Raw genomic sequence first — 15551 nt, forward strand, 5'->3', positions numbered from 1 at the left:
GGGACTTTTGCGGGGGACCTCCGGCGCCTGATACAAGGCCCGCTGTCTTCAATTTTCAGGAATGGCCATGGATCCGATTACTGCGATCGCCGCCGGCATTGGCGGCATCATCCTTCTGGGCGGCATCCTCCTCACCATCGTCCGGCTCTACCGCCAGGTGGACCAGGGCAAGGTGCTCATCGTCAACACGCTGAAGACCGAGCCGCTCGTCACCTTCACCGGCACGGTGGTGTTTCCCATCATCAACCGGGCCGAGGTGATGGACATCTCCCTGAAGACGGTGGAGATCGACCGCCGCGGCAAGGAAGGCCTCATCTGCAAGGACAACATCCGCGCGGACATCAAGGTCACCTTCTTCGTGCGCGTGAACAAGACGCGCGAGGACGTGCTCAAGGTGGCGCAGTCCATCGGCTGCGCGCGCGCCTCCGACCAGGAGACACTGGAGAACCTCTTCGAGGCCAAGTTCTCCGAGGCGCTCAAGACGGTGGGCAAGAGCTTCGACTTCGAGGAGCTCTACACCAAGCGTGAGGAGATCAAGGACCAGGTGGTCCGCGTCATCGGCCGCGACCTCAACGGCTACATGCTGGAGGACTGCGCCATCGACACCCTGGAGCAGACCCAGGTGGAGATGCTGGACAAGGACAACATCCTCGACGCGCAGGGCATCCGGAAGATCACCGAGCTGACGACGAAGCAGAACGTCTTCACCAACGAGCTGCGCCAGGACGAGCGCATGGCCGTCACCAAGCGCAACGTCGAGGCGGATGAGGCCATCTTCGCCCTCGAGCGCCAGCGCGAGGAGGCCGCAGCCAAGCAGAAGCGCGAAATCGAGAGCATCCAGGCCCGCGAGACGTCCGAGGCGGAGCGCGTGAAGCAGGAGGAGCACGCCAAGTCGGAGCTGGCGCGCATCAAGGCGGAAGAAGAGATCCTCATCAGCGAGCAGAACAAGTCCCGCCAGGTCGAGGTGGCCCAGAAGAACCGCGAGCGCGTGGTCGGCGTGGAGACCGAGCGCGTGGAGAAGGACCGCGCCCTGGAGGCCATCAGCCGCGAGCGCGAGACGGAGCTGAAGCGCATCGACAAGGAGAAGGCGCTGGAAGGCGAGAAGAAGATCATCGCCGACGTGGTGCGCGCCCGCATCGCCGTGGAGAAGACGGTGGCCGAGGAGGAGGAGCGCATCAAGGACCTGCGCGTGAAGGCCGAGGCCACCCGCCGCAAGGACGCGCTCATCATCACCGCCGAGGCGCACGCCCAGGAGAAGACGGTCAAGGACGTGAACGCCGCCAAGGCCAACAGCGAGATGGCGACGTACATGGCCAAGGAGAAGCTCATCCTGGCCGAGGCCGACCTGGAGGCCGCGGACAAGACGGCCAAGGCGAAGATGCGGCTGGCCGAGGGCATCCAGGCCGAGTCGGCGGCGCAGGGCCTGGCCGAGGTGCGCGTGAAGGAGGCGGACGCGGCGGCCACCGAGAAGGTCGGCATGGCGGCGGTGCGCGTGAAGGAGGCCGAGGCCGGCGTCATCGAGAAGCAGGGCCAGGCGCAGGCGAACATCGTCCGCGAGCGGCTGCTGGCGGAGGCCGCGGGTGAGCAGGAGAAGGGCCTGTCCCACGCGCGCGTCCTGGAGGCCGAGGCGGTGGCCATCCAGAAGCGCGGCGAGGCGGAGGCCATTGCCACGCGCGAGAAGCAGCTGGCGGAGGCCGCGGCCATCCAGGAGAAGCTGTTCGCCGAGGCCCGGGGCCTGGCGGAGAAGGCGGCTTCCATGAAGCTGATGGACGGCGTCGGCCGCGAGCACGAGGAGTTCCGCCTCAAGCTCCACAAGGATCGCGACGTGGAGCTGGAGACCATCCGCGTGCGCAAGGACATTGCCCACGCCCAGGCCGAGGTGCTGGCCAAGGCGCTCTCCAACGCGAAGTTCCAGATTGTCGGCGGCGACGGCCAGTTCTTCGAGCGCTTCGTCAAGGCGGTGTCCTTCGGCAACGCGGTGGACGGCGCGATGGAGCACGGCGAGTCCCTGAAGAAGGCGCTCGGCGGCTACCTCAATGGCGAGAAGGACCTGCCGGCGGACCTGAAGGAGATCCTCTCCAAGCCGGGACTGAGCGGTGACGCGCAGAACCTGGCGGTGGCCGCGCTGCTGCACAAGATGGCGTCCAGCCCCGTGGCCGCCGCCGGCGCCGGCATCAAGGCGCTGGTGGGCGACGAGCAGCAGGGCTGACCTGAGGAGCGCTGGGGCCGCCATCGCGCGTGAAGCGATGGCGGCGGGGTTGGTACGACGACCCTCGCCCCGGCCTCCCTGACGGGGGCCTCCTCTCCCTTCCGGGAGAGGGAGGGCGGGGGTCTACGCATTCTGGTGGACATCCATGGCGACTGACGGTGGCAAGGGCGCGGCGCCCACGGGCGAGGCGGCGCTGGAAGGTGGCAGCTACGAGGTCATCCGGACGCGGCTGCTGGCGCAGGCGGATGCGCTCGGCGCGAAGGCGACGGACCTCAACACGCGGCGCAAGGCGCTCTTCGGGGGCACCGAGCTCTCCGTCATCGGCAACGAGCGGGTGCGCACGGAGAACAACTGCGTCCCGCGCGACATCGCCGCCGTCGGGAAGTACCTCCTCTTCGGCTACAACGTCTTCATCGGGCTGAAGAAGGAGACGTCCGTCTCCGACGTCTTCTCGCTGCACCGCTTCGAGAAGACGGGGGAGGGCTTCGACTTCTCCACCGTGCCCAACACGGAGGCCGGCGGGTTCCTGGCGGACCCGCGCTTCGTGAAGGACTTCGGCGAGCTGTACAAGTACTACAAGGACGCGAAGCTCCTGCAGATCCGCCGGCTGGACTCGCGCCTGCTGGCCATCTTCCAGACGGGCCAGTCGCTGCGCGACATCAAGGTCTTCCGCTTCAACGTGGACCTGGAGGGGCGCGCGACCTACATCGACAACCAGGGCGAGCGCGACCACGTCTTCCCCCCGTCCCATGACTTCGAGTGGACGGTGGCCACGCGCGACAACTACGTCACCGGCCAGCACCCGCACGTCAACGTGCTGGACCAGGTGTTCGTGGAGACGGTGAAGGGTGACCTCACCATCAAGGTGGAGGACAACACCTCCACCGGCATGGGCATCTACAGCGAGCCGGTGGAGGACCCGGACCAGTCGCTGGACGACGCGGAGTTCGCCTGGGCGCAGGTGGGCACCCTCATCCTGCTGCGCGTGCTGCCCTTCCGCGAGAAGGCGCACCGCTACCTCATCTTCAACTCGCGCACGCAGCACGTGGTGCGCATCGACGCCATCGGCCAGGCGTGCGTGCGGCTGCCGGAGGACCAGGGCATCGTCTTCCCCGGCGGCTACTACCTCCAGACGGGCGACTACAAGGTCTTCGACGGCGCGGCGGCCAGCGAGGGCATGGAGTTCAAGAGGGCCATCCGCTCGCCCAACGGTGAGGACGTGCTGTACGTCTTCCACCGCCGGGACGAGGGCTCCTATGTGCTCTTCCCGTACAACCTGGTGCGCAAGGAGGTGCAGAACCCCCTCGTCGGCCACGGCATGAGCCTCTTCGCGGACGGGCAGCTGGTCATCTTCCGCTCCACGTCCAGCGAGCCCACCCGCGTCCACCCCATGCAGGTGTGGCAGACGCCCTTCGTCTCCGCGGAGCACGCGGCGGCCACGCCCCCGGCGCCCGGCTACCTGGGCAAGGTGGGCAACGCGGAGCTGGTGCGCGGCATCTCCGACGCGCTGACGCTCCAGCGCATCGCCAAGTCGGACAAGCCCACGCGGCGCACCTACGAGGACCTGGTCACCGCCGCCACCCGCGCGCTCGACGCGTACTACTGGCTGGGCAACGCGGAGACGGCGCTGCAGGAGCCGGTGGAGGCGCTGCGGCGCACCTCCGAGCTCATCATCGACGAGTTCGAGAAGGTTCTCACGCTCCAGAAGCGCGCGTCGGACGCGCTGGCGGACGCGGTGAAGGTGCAGGACACGCTGCTGCTGCGCGTGCAGCCGGAGGGGCTGACCACCGCCGAGGACTACATGCAGGCCCTGGCGGACCTGCGCAAGCAGCGCGGCCACCTCATCACCCTGAAGGACGTCCGCTACATGGACCTGGGGCGGGTGGACGTCCTGGAGAAGGCGGTGATGGAGGCGTCCGACCGGACCAGCTCCGCCTGCGTGGACTTCCTCCAGAAGGGCGAGGCGCTCCTGCCGCTGGGCGCGCGCCTGGACGAGCTGCTGGCGAAGCTGGAGCCCGTGCAGACGACGTCCGAGCTGGCGCCGCTGGGCGAGGACGCGGAGAAGACGGCCCACGGCCTCGAGGTGCTGGGCGAGGTGGTGGGTGGGCTCCAGGTGGGCGACCCGCTGGCCCGCGCCCGCATCCTGGAAGGCATCTCCGAGCTGTTCAGCCGCCTCAACCGGGTGCGCGCCAGCCTGCAGGCCAAGCGCAAGGAGCTGTCCGGCCGCGAGAAGCGCGCGGAGTTCGGCGCCCAGTTCAAGCTGCTGGGGCAGAGCATCGAGAGCGCGCTGTCGCAGGCGGACTCGCCCGAGCGCTGTGACGAGGCGCTGTCGCGCCTCACCGTGCTGCTGGAGGAGCTGGAGGGCCGCTTCGGCGAGTTCGACGAGTTCCTGGGGCAGATCACCACCAAGCGCGAGGAGCTGCTGGAGGCCTTCGGCGCCCGGAAGCAGTCGCTGGTGGACGAGCGCCAGCGCCGCGCGCAGAGCCTCTTCGGCGCCGCGGAGCGCATCCTCCAGGGCGTGCAGCGCCGGGCGAAGTCCTTCAAGACGGACGACGAGCTCAACGGCTACTTCGCGTCCGACGCGATGATCCAGAAGCTGCGGCAGCTGGCCGAGCAGCTGATGGAGCTGCAGGACAGCGTGCGCTCGGACGAGGTGCAGTCGCGCATCAAGTCCGCGAAGCAGGACGCGCTGCGGGCGCTGAGGGACAGGCAGGACCTGTTCGCGGACGGCGACGCGCTCATCAAGCTGGGCAGCTACCGCTTCAACGTCAACACCCAGCCGCTGGAGCTGACGCTGGTGCCGCGCGACGGCGAGCTGTACCTCCAGCTCACCGGCAGCGACTACGCGCAGAAGCTGGAGGACGCGGAGCTGGCGAAGTACCGCGAGCTGTGGGACCAGCACCTCGTGTCCGAGTCGCGCGAGGTGTACCGGGCGGAGTACCTGGCCGCCTGCGTCCTGGCCGACGCGGAGGACGGCAAGGGCGGCCTGTCGCTGACGGCCCTGCACGAGGCCGTGGTGGGCGGCACGCTGCTGGAGAAGGTGCGCGCGTACGCGGCGGACCGCTTCGACGAGGGCTACGAGCGCGGCGTGCACGACGCGGACGCGGCGGCCCTCCTGGAGAAGCTGCTGAACCTGCACCAGGGCGCGGGCCTGCTGCGCTTCGCTCCGGTGCCGCGCGCCTGGGCGGCGCTGTTCTGGGCCTTCGACACCGACGAGGCGGGCCGCGGCCTGTTCCACCGACGTGCGCGCAGCCTCGCGCGGCTGCGGACGGTGTTCGCCTCCACGGGGGAGCTGGCCGGGCTGGGCGCCGAGCTGGGGGACCGCGTGGCCGCGTTCCTCACCTCGCACGGGGTGACGCACTCGCCGGCGGAGGCGCGGCAGGCGGGCCGCTACCTGGTGGAGGAGCTGGGCGTGGAGCGCCCGCGCTTCACCACCAGCGGCGAGGCCCTGGCGCTGAAGGACCTGTTCCTGGGGCAGCTGGACAGGCAGGGGACGCGCACCGCGTTCGAGGACGACCTGCGCGGGCTGGAGAAGGAGCTGTCCTCGCGGCTGGCCATTGCCCGCGCGTGGGTGGACGCGTACCTGACGAAGCGCGAGGAGGGCCCCGGCGCCTGGACGCACGTGGCGCTGGAGACCGCGGTGCTGCTGCTCACCGAGCGCAAGCTGGACCGCGAGCCCGCGGGGGCGCTGACGGCCACCGAGGTGACGGCGCTGCTGGGCAACCACCCGCGCGTCCATGACCGGAAGCTGCCCTTGCGCCTGGACGAGTTCCTGTCTCGCCTGGGCGAGTTCCGGCAGGTGCGGGTGCCCCGGTACCAGGCCTACCGCGCGCTGCTGCGGGACATCCTGGAGCGCGAGCGCCGCAAGCTGCGGCTGGAGGAGCTGACGCCGAAGGTGCTCAGCTCGTTCGTGCGCAACCGCCTCATCGACGAGGTGTACCTGCCGCTCATCGGCGCCAACCTGGCCAAGCAGCTGGGCGCGGCGGGCGAGGGCAAGCGCACGGACCGCATGGGCATGCTGCTGCTCATGTCGCCTCCGGGCTACGGCAAGACGACGTTGATGGAGTACGTGGCCAGCCGGCTGGGCCTCACCTTCGTGAAGGTGAACGGCCCCGCCCTGGGGCACGCCGTGAAGTCGTTGGACCCCGCCGAGGCGCCCAACGCGACGTCCCGCCAGGAGGTGGAGCGCATCAACCTGTCCTTCGAGATGGGCAACAACGTGATGCTCTACCTCGACGACATCCAGCACACGGACCCGGAGCTGCTGCAGAAGTTCATCTCCCTGTGCGACGGCCAGCGCCGCATCGAAGGCGTGTGGAACGGCCGCACGCGCACGTATGACCTGCGCGGCAAGAAGTTCTGCGTCGTCATGGCGGGCAACCCGTACACGGAGACGGGGGAGCGCTTCCGGATTCCAGACATGCTCGCCAACCGCGCGGACACCTACAACCTGGGTGACATCCTCGACGGGAAGGAGCACCTGTTCGCGCTCAGCTACATCGAGAACGCGCTGACCTCCAACCTCGTGACGGCGCCGCTGGCCACGAGAGATCCGGCCGACACGCACCGCCTCATCCGGATGGCGCAGGGCGAGGAGGTGCCCGCGGGCGAGCTGAAGCACGGCTACGCGGCGGCGGAGCTGCAGGAAGTCGTGTCCATCTTCCAGCGCATGTTCAAGGTGCAGTCGGTGCTGCTGAAGGTGAACATGCAGTACATCGCCTCGGCGGCGCAGGACGAGCGGTTCCGCTCGGAGCCCGCGTTCAAGTTGCAGGGCAGCTACCGCAACATGAACAAGCTGTCCGAGAAGGTCGTGGCGGCGATGACGGACGAGGAGCTGGAGCGGCTCATCGACGACCACTACCAGGGCGAGTCGCAGACGCTGACCACGGCGGCGGAGCAGAACCTGCTCAAGCTGGCGGAGATGCGCGGGCGGCTGACGAAGGAGAAGGCGAAGCGCTGGGAGGAGATCAAGCAGGGCTTCGCGCGGGTGAAGCGCATGGGGGGCAAGGAGGACGACCCCGTGGCGCGCGTCACCGGCCAGCTCAGCGGCATCGAGGAGCAGCTCGGCGCGGTGCGGGACGCGGTGATGCAGGCGGCGTCCCAGGTGGCCAGCGGCGGCGAGCAGGACACGAACCCGGCGGGGGAGGTGGTGCCCCACCTGGAGTCCCTGCGCGACGCCGTGCTGGAGGTGGCGAAGGTGGGCCGCGAGGTGCGGGACACGCCGCCGCCCGCTCCGCCCGCGGCCGCCACGGACCTGACGCCGTACCTCAAGCACATGGCGCAGCTGCTCAAGGCGCTCACGGAGCGCGTGGCGCTCCAGGCCCAGCAGCCGGCGGCGGCGGTGGTTGCGCCGGCCTCGGCGAGCGCGCCGGACTTCGGGCCCTACATGGAGCAGCTCTCGCGAGCCATCGCCGCCCTGGCGGACCGGCCCGTGAACGTCTCCGCCAGCGTGCCCGCGGAGGCGCTACAGCGCACGGCCGCCGCAGGGCCTTCTCCGGCGGAGCTGAGCCGGCAGATCGAGCTGGTGGAGGGCGTGCTCCTCCCTCTGGAGCGGGCCTCGCGGCGCGCCGTCCAGGGGGAAGGGGAGGGCGTCAAGTCGCTCCAGGTCTGGCAGAACGTGACGGAGGCCCTGGAGCTGCTGCGCAGCATGCTGCGGCGGTAGGGCTCGACTCCTGAAGCAGCGAAGGCCCCCGGGCGCGTGCTCCGCGCCTTCCGGGGGCCTTCTCGTTTCCACGCGCGGGCGCGCGGGTCAGCGGAACTGGCTGGCGCCGTCCGCGGAGTCGTCGTCGAGCACGGCGGGGAAGGTGTCCTCCACCTGCTGCCCGTCGGTGGCGGTGACGCGCAGGGAGAAGCTGCCCTGGCCCATGCCGCTCTCGTTGAGGAAGTAGTTGTAGTCCTGGCGGGGCATGTCCTTCCACCCGCTGCTGCCGCTCTTCCACTCCATCTTCTTGATGGGCAGCCGGTGGTTGCGGACCTGGACGGCGGTCCACCACGCGTTGCTGCCGTCCTTGAAGTGGTACTCGAGGTTGCCGGCCACGTCGCAGGACACCGGCGTCCAGGTGATGTCCACGCGGCCGTCCTTCATCTCGGCAATCTTCGCGAAGGCCTCGCGGCTGAGGTCCAGGTGGCCGGACTCGCACTCGGGGCAGCGGTCGACGATGCGGACGCGGACGGAGCCCTTGGGGCCGATGATGTCCACGCACTGCCCGCACGCCGCGCTGCCGGCGTACTGCGGCGTGTTCATGGCGGCGACCATCAGGTCGCCGGTGGGCTCGAAGCTGCAGTTCCCCGCGCCGGTGGCGTCATAGAAGGTCGCGATGCCCTTCTGCTCCTCACCCAGGGGCGTGCCACCGCCTGACGGGTCGTCACTGCAGCCGCCACAGGCGAGGAAGGCGGCGGCCAGGGGGAGGAGGAGGAAACGGGACTGGGAGCGGAGTGGGTGCATGCACGCGGGATTATACCCGCCAGGGCGGAGCCGTGCTCCAACTGGAACGTCGCCGGATTCCCATCTCGTCCAGGACACGGTAACCAGGGCGCGGCGCGCTCATGCGCTCTTCTCCTCGGAGGGTTCAATGGGACAACCTGCTCGACTGACGGTCAGGCCTCAACCGGTGCTTGCGGTGCGGGACGTGAAGGCCAGCAGCGCGTGGTACCAGACCTTGCTGGGCGTCCGCTCGGGGTGCGATCCGGACCATCCCCATCGCCTCGTCTATGACCGGCTCCTGGGTGGGGACACCCTCATCCTCCAGCTGCACAGGTGGGATGCCGACGACCACCCCAACCTGGTTGAGCCCGACCGGGCCCCCCATGGACATGGCGTCCTCCTCTGGTTCGAGGTCGATGACTTCGATGCTGCGGTGGACCGCGCCAGACGCCTGGGCGCTCACGTCCTCGAAGAGCCGCACGTCAACCCGGCTCCGCAGCACCGGGAGGTGTGGCTCCAGGACGCGGATGGCTATGTCGTCGTCCTCGCCAGCCCAGACGGAGAGGCAGCCAGGGCATGAGTCCTCTGGCGCATTCGAGGCCGTGTGTCCGGTCTCCTGCGCCGAGGAGGACTTGCCTGTGGTAGGGTCTGCGCCGATGAACACTGCGGTCGCGGGTAGCATGCCGTGGGCGTGTGTCGGGGAATCGGACCGCATTCTCCAGAACGAGGTCTGACTCGCCATGCGTGCGATGGCTCCGGCCCAGGCTGCTCCCGTTGCGGCACAGGAGGTGCGCGCAGCCGAGCCGCGCCGCGCGCAGCGCCCCGGCCCCGCGGAGAAGGCTCCAGCCCCCGCTGGCGACCTCGGCTGGGACTTCAGTCGCATCTCCGTCAACGCGCCCCCTCCGCCGCCCCCCGAGCCGCGCCGTGGCACCGCCCCGGAGGCCCGCGCCGCCACCGCCGCGCTCGCCTGGGATTTGAGCCGCATCTCCGTCCACGCGCCCCCTCCGACGTTGCCACGTGCGGTCGCCCGGCCTGACCACCCCTCCGAGGCGCGCGCGGACGCCGAGGCCGGGTGGATGCGCGCCCGCTCGAAGGGACAGGGCGCCCCGCTCCCCGAGCGCAGCGCCCTGATGGCCGCCGTGGCCGCTCCCGCGCGTCCAGGCACCATCATCCACGAGGGGGCCGCGGTCGACCGGATCGGCGCGGCGCTAGGGGCGCGCGGGTTCAGCTTCGGTGGGCATGTGTTCCTCACCGGCGCGGCGCGCGCGAGCGCCGACCTGCCGCGCATCCTGGGCCACGAGTTCGCGCACGCGCGCCACGACGATCCGGGGCTGCTCCACACCGACACCCAGGTCCCGACGATCGACGAGTTCCTCGCGAACCCGCCGCCCTCGCGAATGTTCGCGAGCATCGGGGAGCTGACGTTCTACCCGGTGACGTCGGCGGAGTTCGTCTACCCGCCCGATCCTCGAGTCCTCTACGCCATCGTCGCGTTTCGACTGACCGGCGAGCGCTACGACCCCGACATGGTGCGGGCCCTCCAGTCCGCGGCCAGCGCGGCAGGCGGCCGCGTCACCGGGCTCCCCCCACAGCGCTCCGAGCGGGCCGTTGTCCAAGCGAGGATTGCCCGGGTCTACCTCACCACGCTGCGCACGTGGCTCCGCGAGCATGGCCGGGACGAGGCGCTCGACATCTCGCCCGCGCAGGAGCGCCTGCTCGTGGCGAGCCGGGCGTTTCCCCCGCCGGAGCCCATCCGGATGGCCGCGCTGCGCGCGATGGTGCGCCGCCGCCTCGAGCTCCCGTTCGACCTGCTCCAGGACGCCGTGGTTCACATCGTTCCTCAGTACGGGCGCGAGCTCTGGCCGTATGTCGACGCGGTGGTCGCGTGGGAGACGCGGCAGGACGCGCCGCACGCGAACGCCGCGGGCGAGCGCCTCGTGGACCTGCTCAGCGCGTTCGCCCCCATCACCCGCCTGCTGGACCAGGTGCACAGGGACACCGCCCTCCAGAGTCACGCGGCCTACGAGCTGCTCTTCCCGCAGAACGACGACGGCACCCGCCGCGTGGATAGCCGCCGGGTCGCCGCGTTCCATACGTACGTGCCTACCCAGCCCCGCGCGCTGCTCGACCGGGCGCGGACGAGCTTCGAGGGGCGGAGCGAGCTCCTCACCGGGTTCCTCTCGTACCTCGGCCGCACGCCGTCCGGACAGCCGGGGAACACCGTCGTCACGGACGCGCCGAGCCGGGTGAATGCGCCCCCGCTGCCGAGCCGGATGAGCGTCCATCCCGCGCTGGAGCCGCCCCACTTCGACGCGGCGCTCGGCGCCGTGCACCACTTCACGATGAGCATCCAGTGGCCCGACGTCTACGAGGCGCTCGGGAACGCCTTCGGCGGGTGGCGGTACGAGTGGGACCTCATCCGCGTGCGCGAGAGCGACATCGCCAACCTGCCCGAAGCCGCCGAGGCCGAGGGCCGCGCGCCCAGCTTCTGGGATCCGCTCGCGACAGAGCTCGCGCGCGACGTCCGGTACGCGGGCGAGGACATGGCGCGGGTGCGCAGGGACCTGGGCGCGCTCGAGCTCCTGCTGGGCCCCCCGGGCATGGGGGCGCAGACCCTGGTGGCCGCGAGCGCCATGGTCGGCATGATTGGCACGGTGGTCCGCAACGTCATCAGCGAGATGACGAAGCCGCGGAACGAGGAGCGGTTCTCGCTGAACGAGGGCGGGCTCCACATCGTGCGCTGCCGCGCGACCCCGAAGTTCGACGAGGACCGCGACTCGTCGAGCTTCCGCCGGGCCACGAGCGTGGCGTGGCTGCCGTTCTGGGCCCGCACCCCGCAGTCGATGGCGGAGCTGCGCACCTCCGCCGAGACGCGCAACCTCACCCAGAGCGAAGCGCGCCTCGTGGAGCTGGAGAGCCTCCTCTCGAACCCCGACGAGTCGCTCCCGAACCGCACGGAGCTGGTGGCGGAGCGGGACGCGCTCCGGCGTGGGCTCCACGGCAGCATCGCGGACATCCTCCAGGCGCGGCTGCGTGACCTCCGGGCGCAGAAGGCGCGCATCGACGCCCGCACCCCCGGCCCCGGTGAGGAGGGGCTCACCTCCGCGGGGCTCGCCACGCAGATAACGTCCGTGGAGCGCCTGCTCGAGATGCGGAGCGCCCGCGCGACGGTGGCCGGAAATCACCCCATCCGCCTCGTCGCCACGCTGGTGACGGACGTGGGCAGCCCCATCCACCTGCTGCTGGAGGCCGCGCGCCTCGACGACAGGCGCGACCCCGCGCGTGCGCACTGGGCGGTCTCCGACCTGACCACCGACCGGAGCGGCACCGAGGACGCCTGGTCCAACGGCACCCACGTTCGCGACAACCCCGACCACGACGCCATCCTCAACGCCATCCTCGAGATCCTCGAGGGCCAGAGCGGCTACGGGGCCGGCTACCTCTCCGTGTTCCTTCCCACGGGCACGCCGCGCGCCGTCGCCACGCCGACGTCGGGCGGGGTGGCGCGCACGGTCCGCGTCGCGCGCAGCCTCGCCACGATTGCCGTCAACGCGGTCGAGAACGTCACCCAGCTCATCACCCTCGCGGCCATCGTCGCCGCGCCGTTCACCGGCGGTGCCTCGCTGGTGCTGCTCGTGCCCGTCGGCATCGTCGGCGCGATGCCGTCCGCCTACCGCCTCTACCACCGCGGCGAGATGGGCACCCTCCGAGTCGACGCGCAGACGGCCATGGAGATCGTCGACATCGCGGGCGCCTTGGTGGGGCTCTCGCAGATCGGCGCGGGCATGCGCGCGGCCTCGCAGGCGGGGCGCGGCGCCACCCGCTCGGCGCTGAGCTGGGCGCGGGTGCAGGGCGCCCTGTGGATTGTCGGGCTCGGCACCGATGGCCTCGGCATGGTGATGATGGGCGCTGGCATCCTCGACCAGCTCGCGGCGCTCGAGGGACTCCCCGCCGGCATGCGCGCCGCGCGCGCGGCGGAGATTCTCGGCAATGCGCTGCTTCAGGTGGGAATCCAGGCGGGTGGGGCGCTCGCGTCCCGGCGGCATGCGGAAGCGCTGCAGGGCACGCTCGCGGACCGGGAGGGGAATGCACGCACTCCCATCGCGGACCGGGCGCGCGGGGCCACGATCGGCATGTCCGCCGACATCCCGAGGTCGCTGCAGTCCCTGGTGAGCGAGAGCGCGGACCTGCCGGCCGGCGAGGTGCGGGTCGTGTACACCGTCGAGAACGGCCTCGTCGCCGCCGACTCGGTGCGGATCCGCGTAGGCCCCGGCGCAGCGCACAACATCGCGGCCCACCTTCCCCTGGTGAACGCGCTGCGTGGCTACTCCGGAGTGTCCGGGCGCATCCGCCAGGTCATGGACCGCCTGCGGCGCTGGATCACCGGTCATACCGCGCCCCAGCCCGGCTCCCAGCTGTTCGAGGCCCGCTTCGAGCTCGAGAAGCTCGACCGGCTCATCCGCCAGCGGCTCGACGCCCTCGCGCGCACCCGCGACTCCGGCGCGGTCGAGGACCTGGTCGCCGACCTCGACCACCTCGACGCCCAGGTTGCCCGCCATGACGCGACCATCCGCCAGGGCATCGAAGCCAAGGGCAAGGGCTACGTGGCGGTCGAGGGTGGGTCCCAGCGCGACAAGAACCGCACCGCGGCGCTCGCGGACGGCTACCCCGCGCCGCCCCCCGGCCACTTCTACCGGCGTCGAGGCAACGGCGACGGCTTCGACCTCGTCGCCGACCCGCTCCACCCGCGCGGCCCGGACTGGGTGCAGTACACCGTCGTGCGCGAGGGGGGCCAGCCGGTGCTCGTGCGCTCGGGGAGCACCTCGGACATCAACAGCGCGCTCGCGCAGCGCGCCGGCTACGACCCGCCGCCACCGGGCCACCAGTACCTCCGCGAGGGCGACGGCTGGCAGCTTCAGCTCATCCCGGGGGCGACGGGGCAGTCGATGCGCGTGGTGCATGGCCCGGACGGCCGGCCCCTGCGCCAGAACGGGCAGATGGTCATCGAGCCGCGCCCGCAGCGGAGCACCTTCGAGACCCGCCAGGCCTCCGCGGGCATCACTCACCCCACGGGCGAATACCGCCCCCTGGAGACCGCGCTCACGGGGCGCGGCGTGCGGGACGATGCGACGTCCCGCGGCATCCTCCGGCAGTGGGCGCCCGCGCTCGAGACGCTGGACGGAATCGTGGAGGCCAGCCCCGGCCAGGGCCTGCGCACGGGCGCCGAGACGGCCGCGCGCGCCTCCGCCAACCTCGCCCCCGGCTATGGCGAGGCCGCCTACGGACACTTCCGGCGCGCCATCCGGAGCGACGAGCTCGACGTCATCACCGGCAACGGCGCCGCGGAGCCCGCCGTGCAGCGCGACCGGCTGGACATGCTGCTCGCACAGCAGCCGGACAACGCCTCCTCTGGCGCCCTCTTCACCGGCTGGGTCAACCGGCGCCTGCGTGGGGATCCGGGCTCGCTCTCGATGACCTGGCTTCGAGATCGTGAGCTGGGCCTCGGGCCGTGGAATGGGGCGGACCGGTTCGCCGACACGGCCGTTCGCGTCTCCGAGACGCAAGGCGGAACGACTGTCACGCGCGAGTTCCTTGGCGACAACAAGGTCGGCGGCTCCTACGACACCGCGCAGTCGCTCGGGTACCACCAGAACCTCGTTGCGAACAACGGCGAGCTCGTCGCGGTGAACGGGGCCCGCTATGCGGGCATCATCTACATCTGCGAGAACCGGCGGAACGCCTTGCGCATCGCCGCGAACCTCGACTCCTCGGCCCGCCACCCGAACATCCGCGTCATGTACGTTGACGAGGCCGGCAACCTCCAGCCCATGCCGAGGGCCGCCGCGGCCGCCCCGACGCAGGCCGCCCCGACGCCGGCCGCCACCACCGGCGGCTCCGAGGAACACTGATGCCCCGCTATCCGGAGAGCCTCACCATCGAAGCGCAGCTCATCGGCGCCAGCCTCGAGGAGGTGGCCGCACAGGCGCGCCAGACCTGGGAGGTGGCCGGCCTCCCGCCGCTCACCGCCTGGGGGATGGACGAGCGCGCGCGCCCGCCCACGCCCACGCCGCCTCCCGAAGCCCGCGGGCCGGGCGGGCTCGCGTTCGAGGTCGCGGGCGGTTGGAGCGGGGCCATCACCCCGGTGGGCCCGAGCGGCACGCGCTTCACCCTCCGGCTTCCCGTGGACGTGCAGCGCGACCCCGTGCACCTCCTGCCCGCCGCCGTGGCGGCTTCGCGCCGCTGGATCGGCCTGCTGGGCCCTGGCACCGGCATCGCGTCCATGAGCGTCCTCCGGGGAGTCGGTGCCAACTGTCTTCCCAGCCCGCCCCTCGCCGCTCCCGATGCCATCCTCGTCCTGGTTCGGCGCTCCCGCGTCGAGGAGGCCTACTCCTCCGTGGAGGCCTTCCTCGCGGCCTGGGAGCAGGTGGAGGAGCGCGACGGCTTCCTGCTCGTGTCGCGCGGCGAGGCAGCCCTCGACACCGTGAGCTGGCTGGAGGTCGCCGGGCCCTCCCAGTGGGCGCTCGCGCGCGCCGCCCGCGCCGGTCGGACCGTCTACCGCCCCGCCACGCCGCTGCCAGAAGAGGAGCCCCTCTTCATTGCTGGCACGGAGACGCTCCGCCCCGCCGGCTATGACGCCGACACCGGCGTCCTCACCTTCGCCGCCTGGACGCCCCCGGGCACCCACCCCCACGGCTGGGAGCTCTTCAACCTGCTCGCCTTCCTGCACGAGGGCGTGGTTCCCGACGGCCGCCCGCTCCGGGAGCTCCGCGTCATCTTCCCCGACGAGGCCGCGGCCCTCCGGGAGGCGCGCCCGCTGGCTGATATCGGTGTCCGCGTGTACTTCACGGGCACTGACGGTGAGTTTCACGCGCTGGAGGAGCGCTGACCGGGACCACCTCGACGGAGAGGACGCATGGA

At 71.1% G+C, this 15551-nt stretch carries 6 protein-coding genes; 5 read left to right on the plus strand and 1 reads right to left on the minus strand.

The genetic code is table 11. The features are described from left to right. The first annotated feature begins 67 nt into the window (after nucleotides 1-67). Both LXT23_RS32350 and LXT23_RS32355 read left to right on the plus strand, forming a co-directional pair. On the plus strand, nucleotides 68-2209 hold the full coding sequence (locus LXT23_RS32350; protein WP_253984225.1) for an SPFH domain-containing protein: 2142 nt from the start codon (nucleotides 68-70) through the stop codon (nucleotides 2207-2209). Nucleotides 2210-2354: 145 nt separating this feature from the next. Next, nucleotides 2355-7871, plus strand: a complete 5517-nt coding sequence (locus LXT23_RS32355; protein ID WP_253984226.1) for a DNA repair ATPase — start codon at nucleotides 2355-2357, stop codon at nucleotides 7869-7871. Between the two features lie 87 nt (nucleotides 7872-7958). Here the strand turns inward: LXT23_RS32355 and LXT23_RS32360 are convergent, their stop codons facing one another. Continuing rightward, nucleotides 7959-8654 carry an expansin EXLX1 family cellulose-binding protein gene (locus tag LXT23_RS32360; protein WP_253984227.1) on the minus strand — a complete coding sequence of 232 codons (696 nt, stop codon included), beginning with the start codon at nucleotides 8652-8654 and terminating at the stop codon, nucleotides 7959-7961. Nucleotides 8655-8838: 184 nt separating this feature from the next. Between LXT23_RS32360 and LXT23_RS32365 the strand changes: the two genes are divergently transcribed. The 3 genes from LXT23_RS32365 (at nucleotide 8839) to LXT23_RS32375 (ending at nucleotide 15519) form a co-directional block, all read left to right on the plus strand. Beyond that, a complete protein-coding gene (locus tag LXT23_RS32365) occupies nucleotides 8839-9213 on the plus strand; it encodes a VOC family protein (protein WP_253984228.1) in 375 nt (124 codons plus the stop codon). 160 nt (nucleotides 9214-9373) lie between these two features. Next, nucleotides 9374-14542, plus strand: coding sequence for a hypothetical protein (locus tag LXT23_RS32370; RefSeq protein ID WP_253984229.1), 5169 nt, complete (start codon nucleotides 9374-9376; stop codon nucleotides 14540-14542). Further along, nucleotides 14542-15519, plus strand: a complete 978-nt coding sequence (locus LXT23_RS32375; RefSeq protein WP_253984230.1) for a hypothetical protein — start codon at nucleotides 14542-14544, stop codon at nucleotides 15517-15519. Before LXT23_RS32370 ends, LXT23_RS32375 begins: the two co-directional genes overlap by 1 nt. The last annotated feature ends 32 nt before the right edge of the window (nucleotides 15520-15551 follow it).

Origin of the sequence: Pyxidicoccus xibeiensis, assembly GCF_024198175.1 — a bacterium.
GTDB classification, from domain to species: domain Bacteria; phylum Myxococcota; class Myxococcia; order Myxococcales; family Myxococcaceae; genus Myxococcus; species Myxococcus xibeiensis.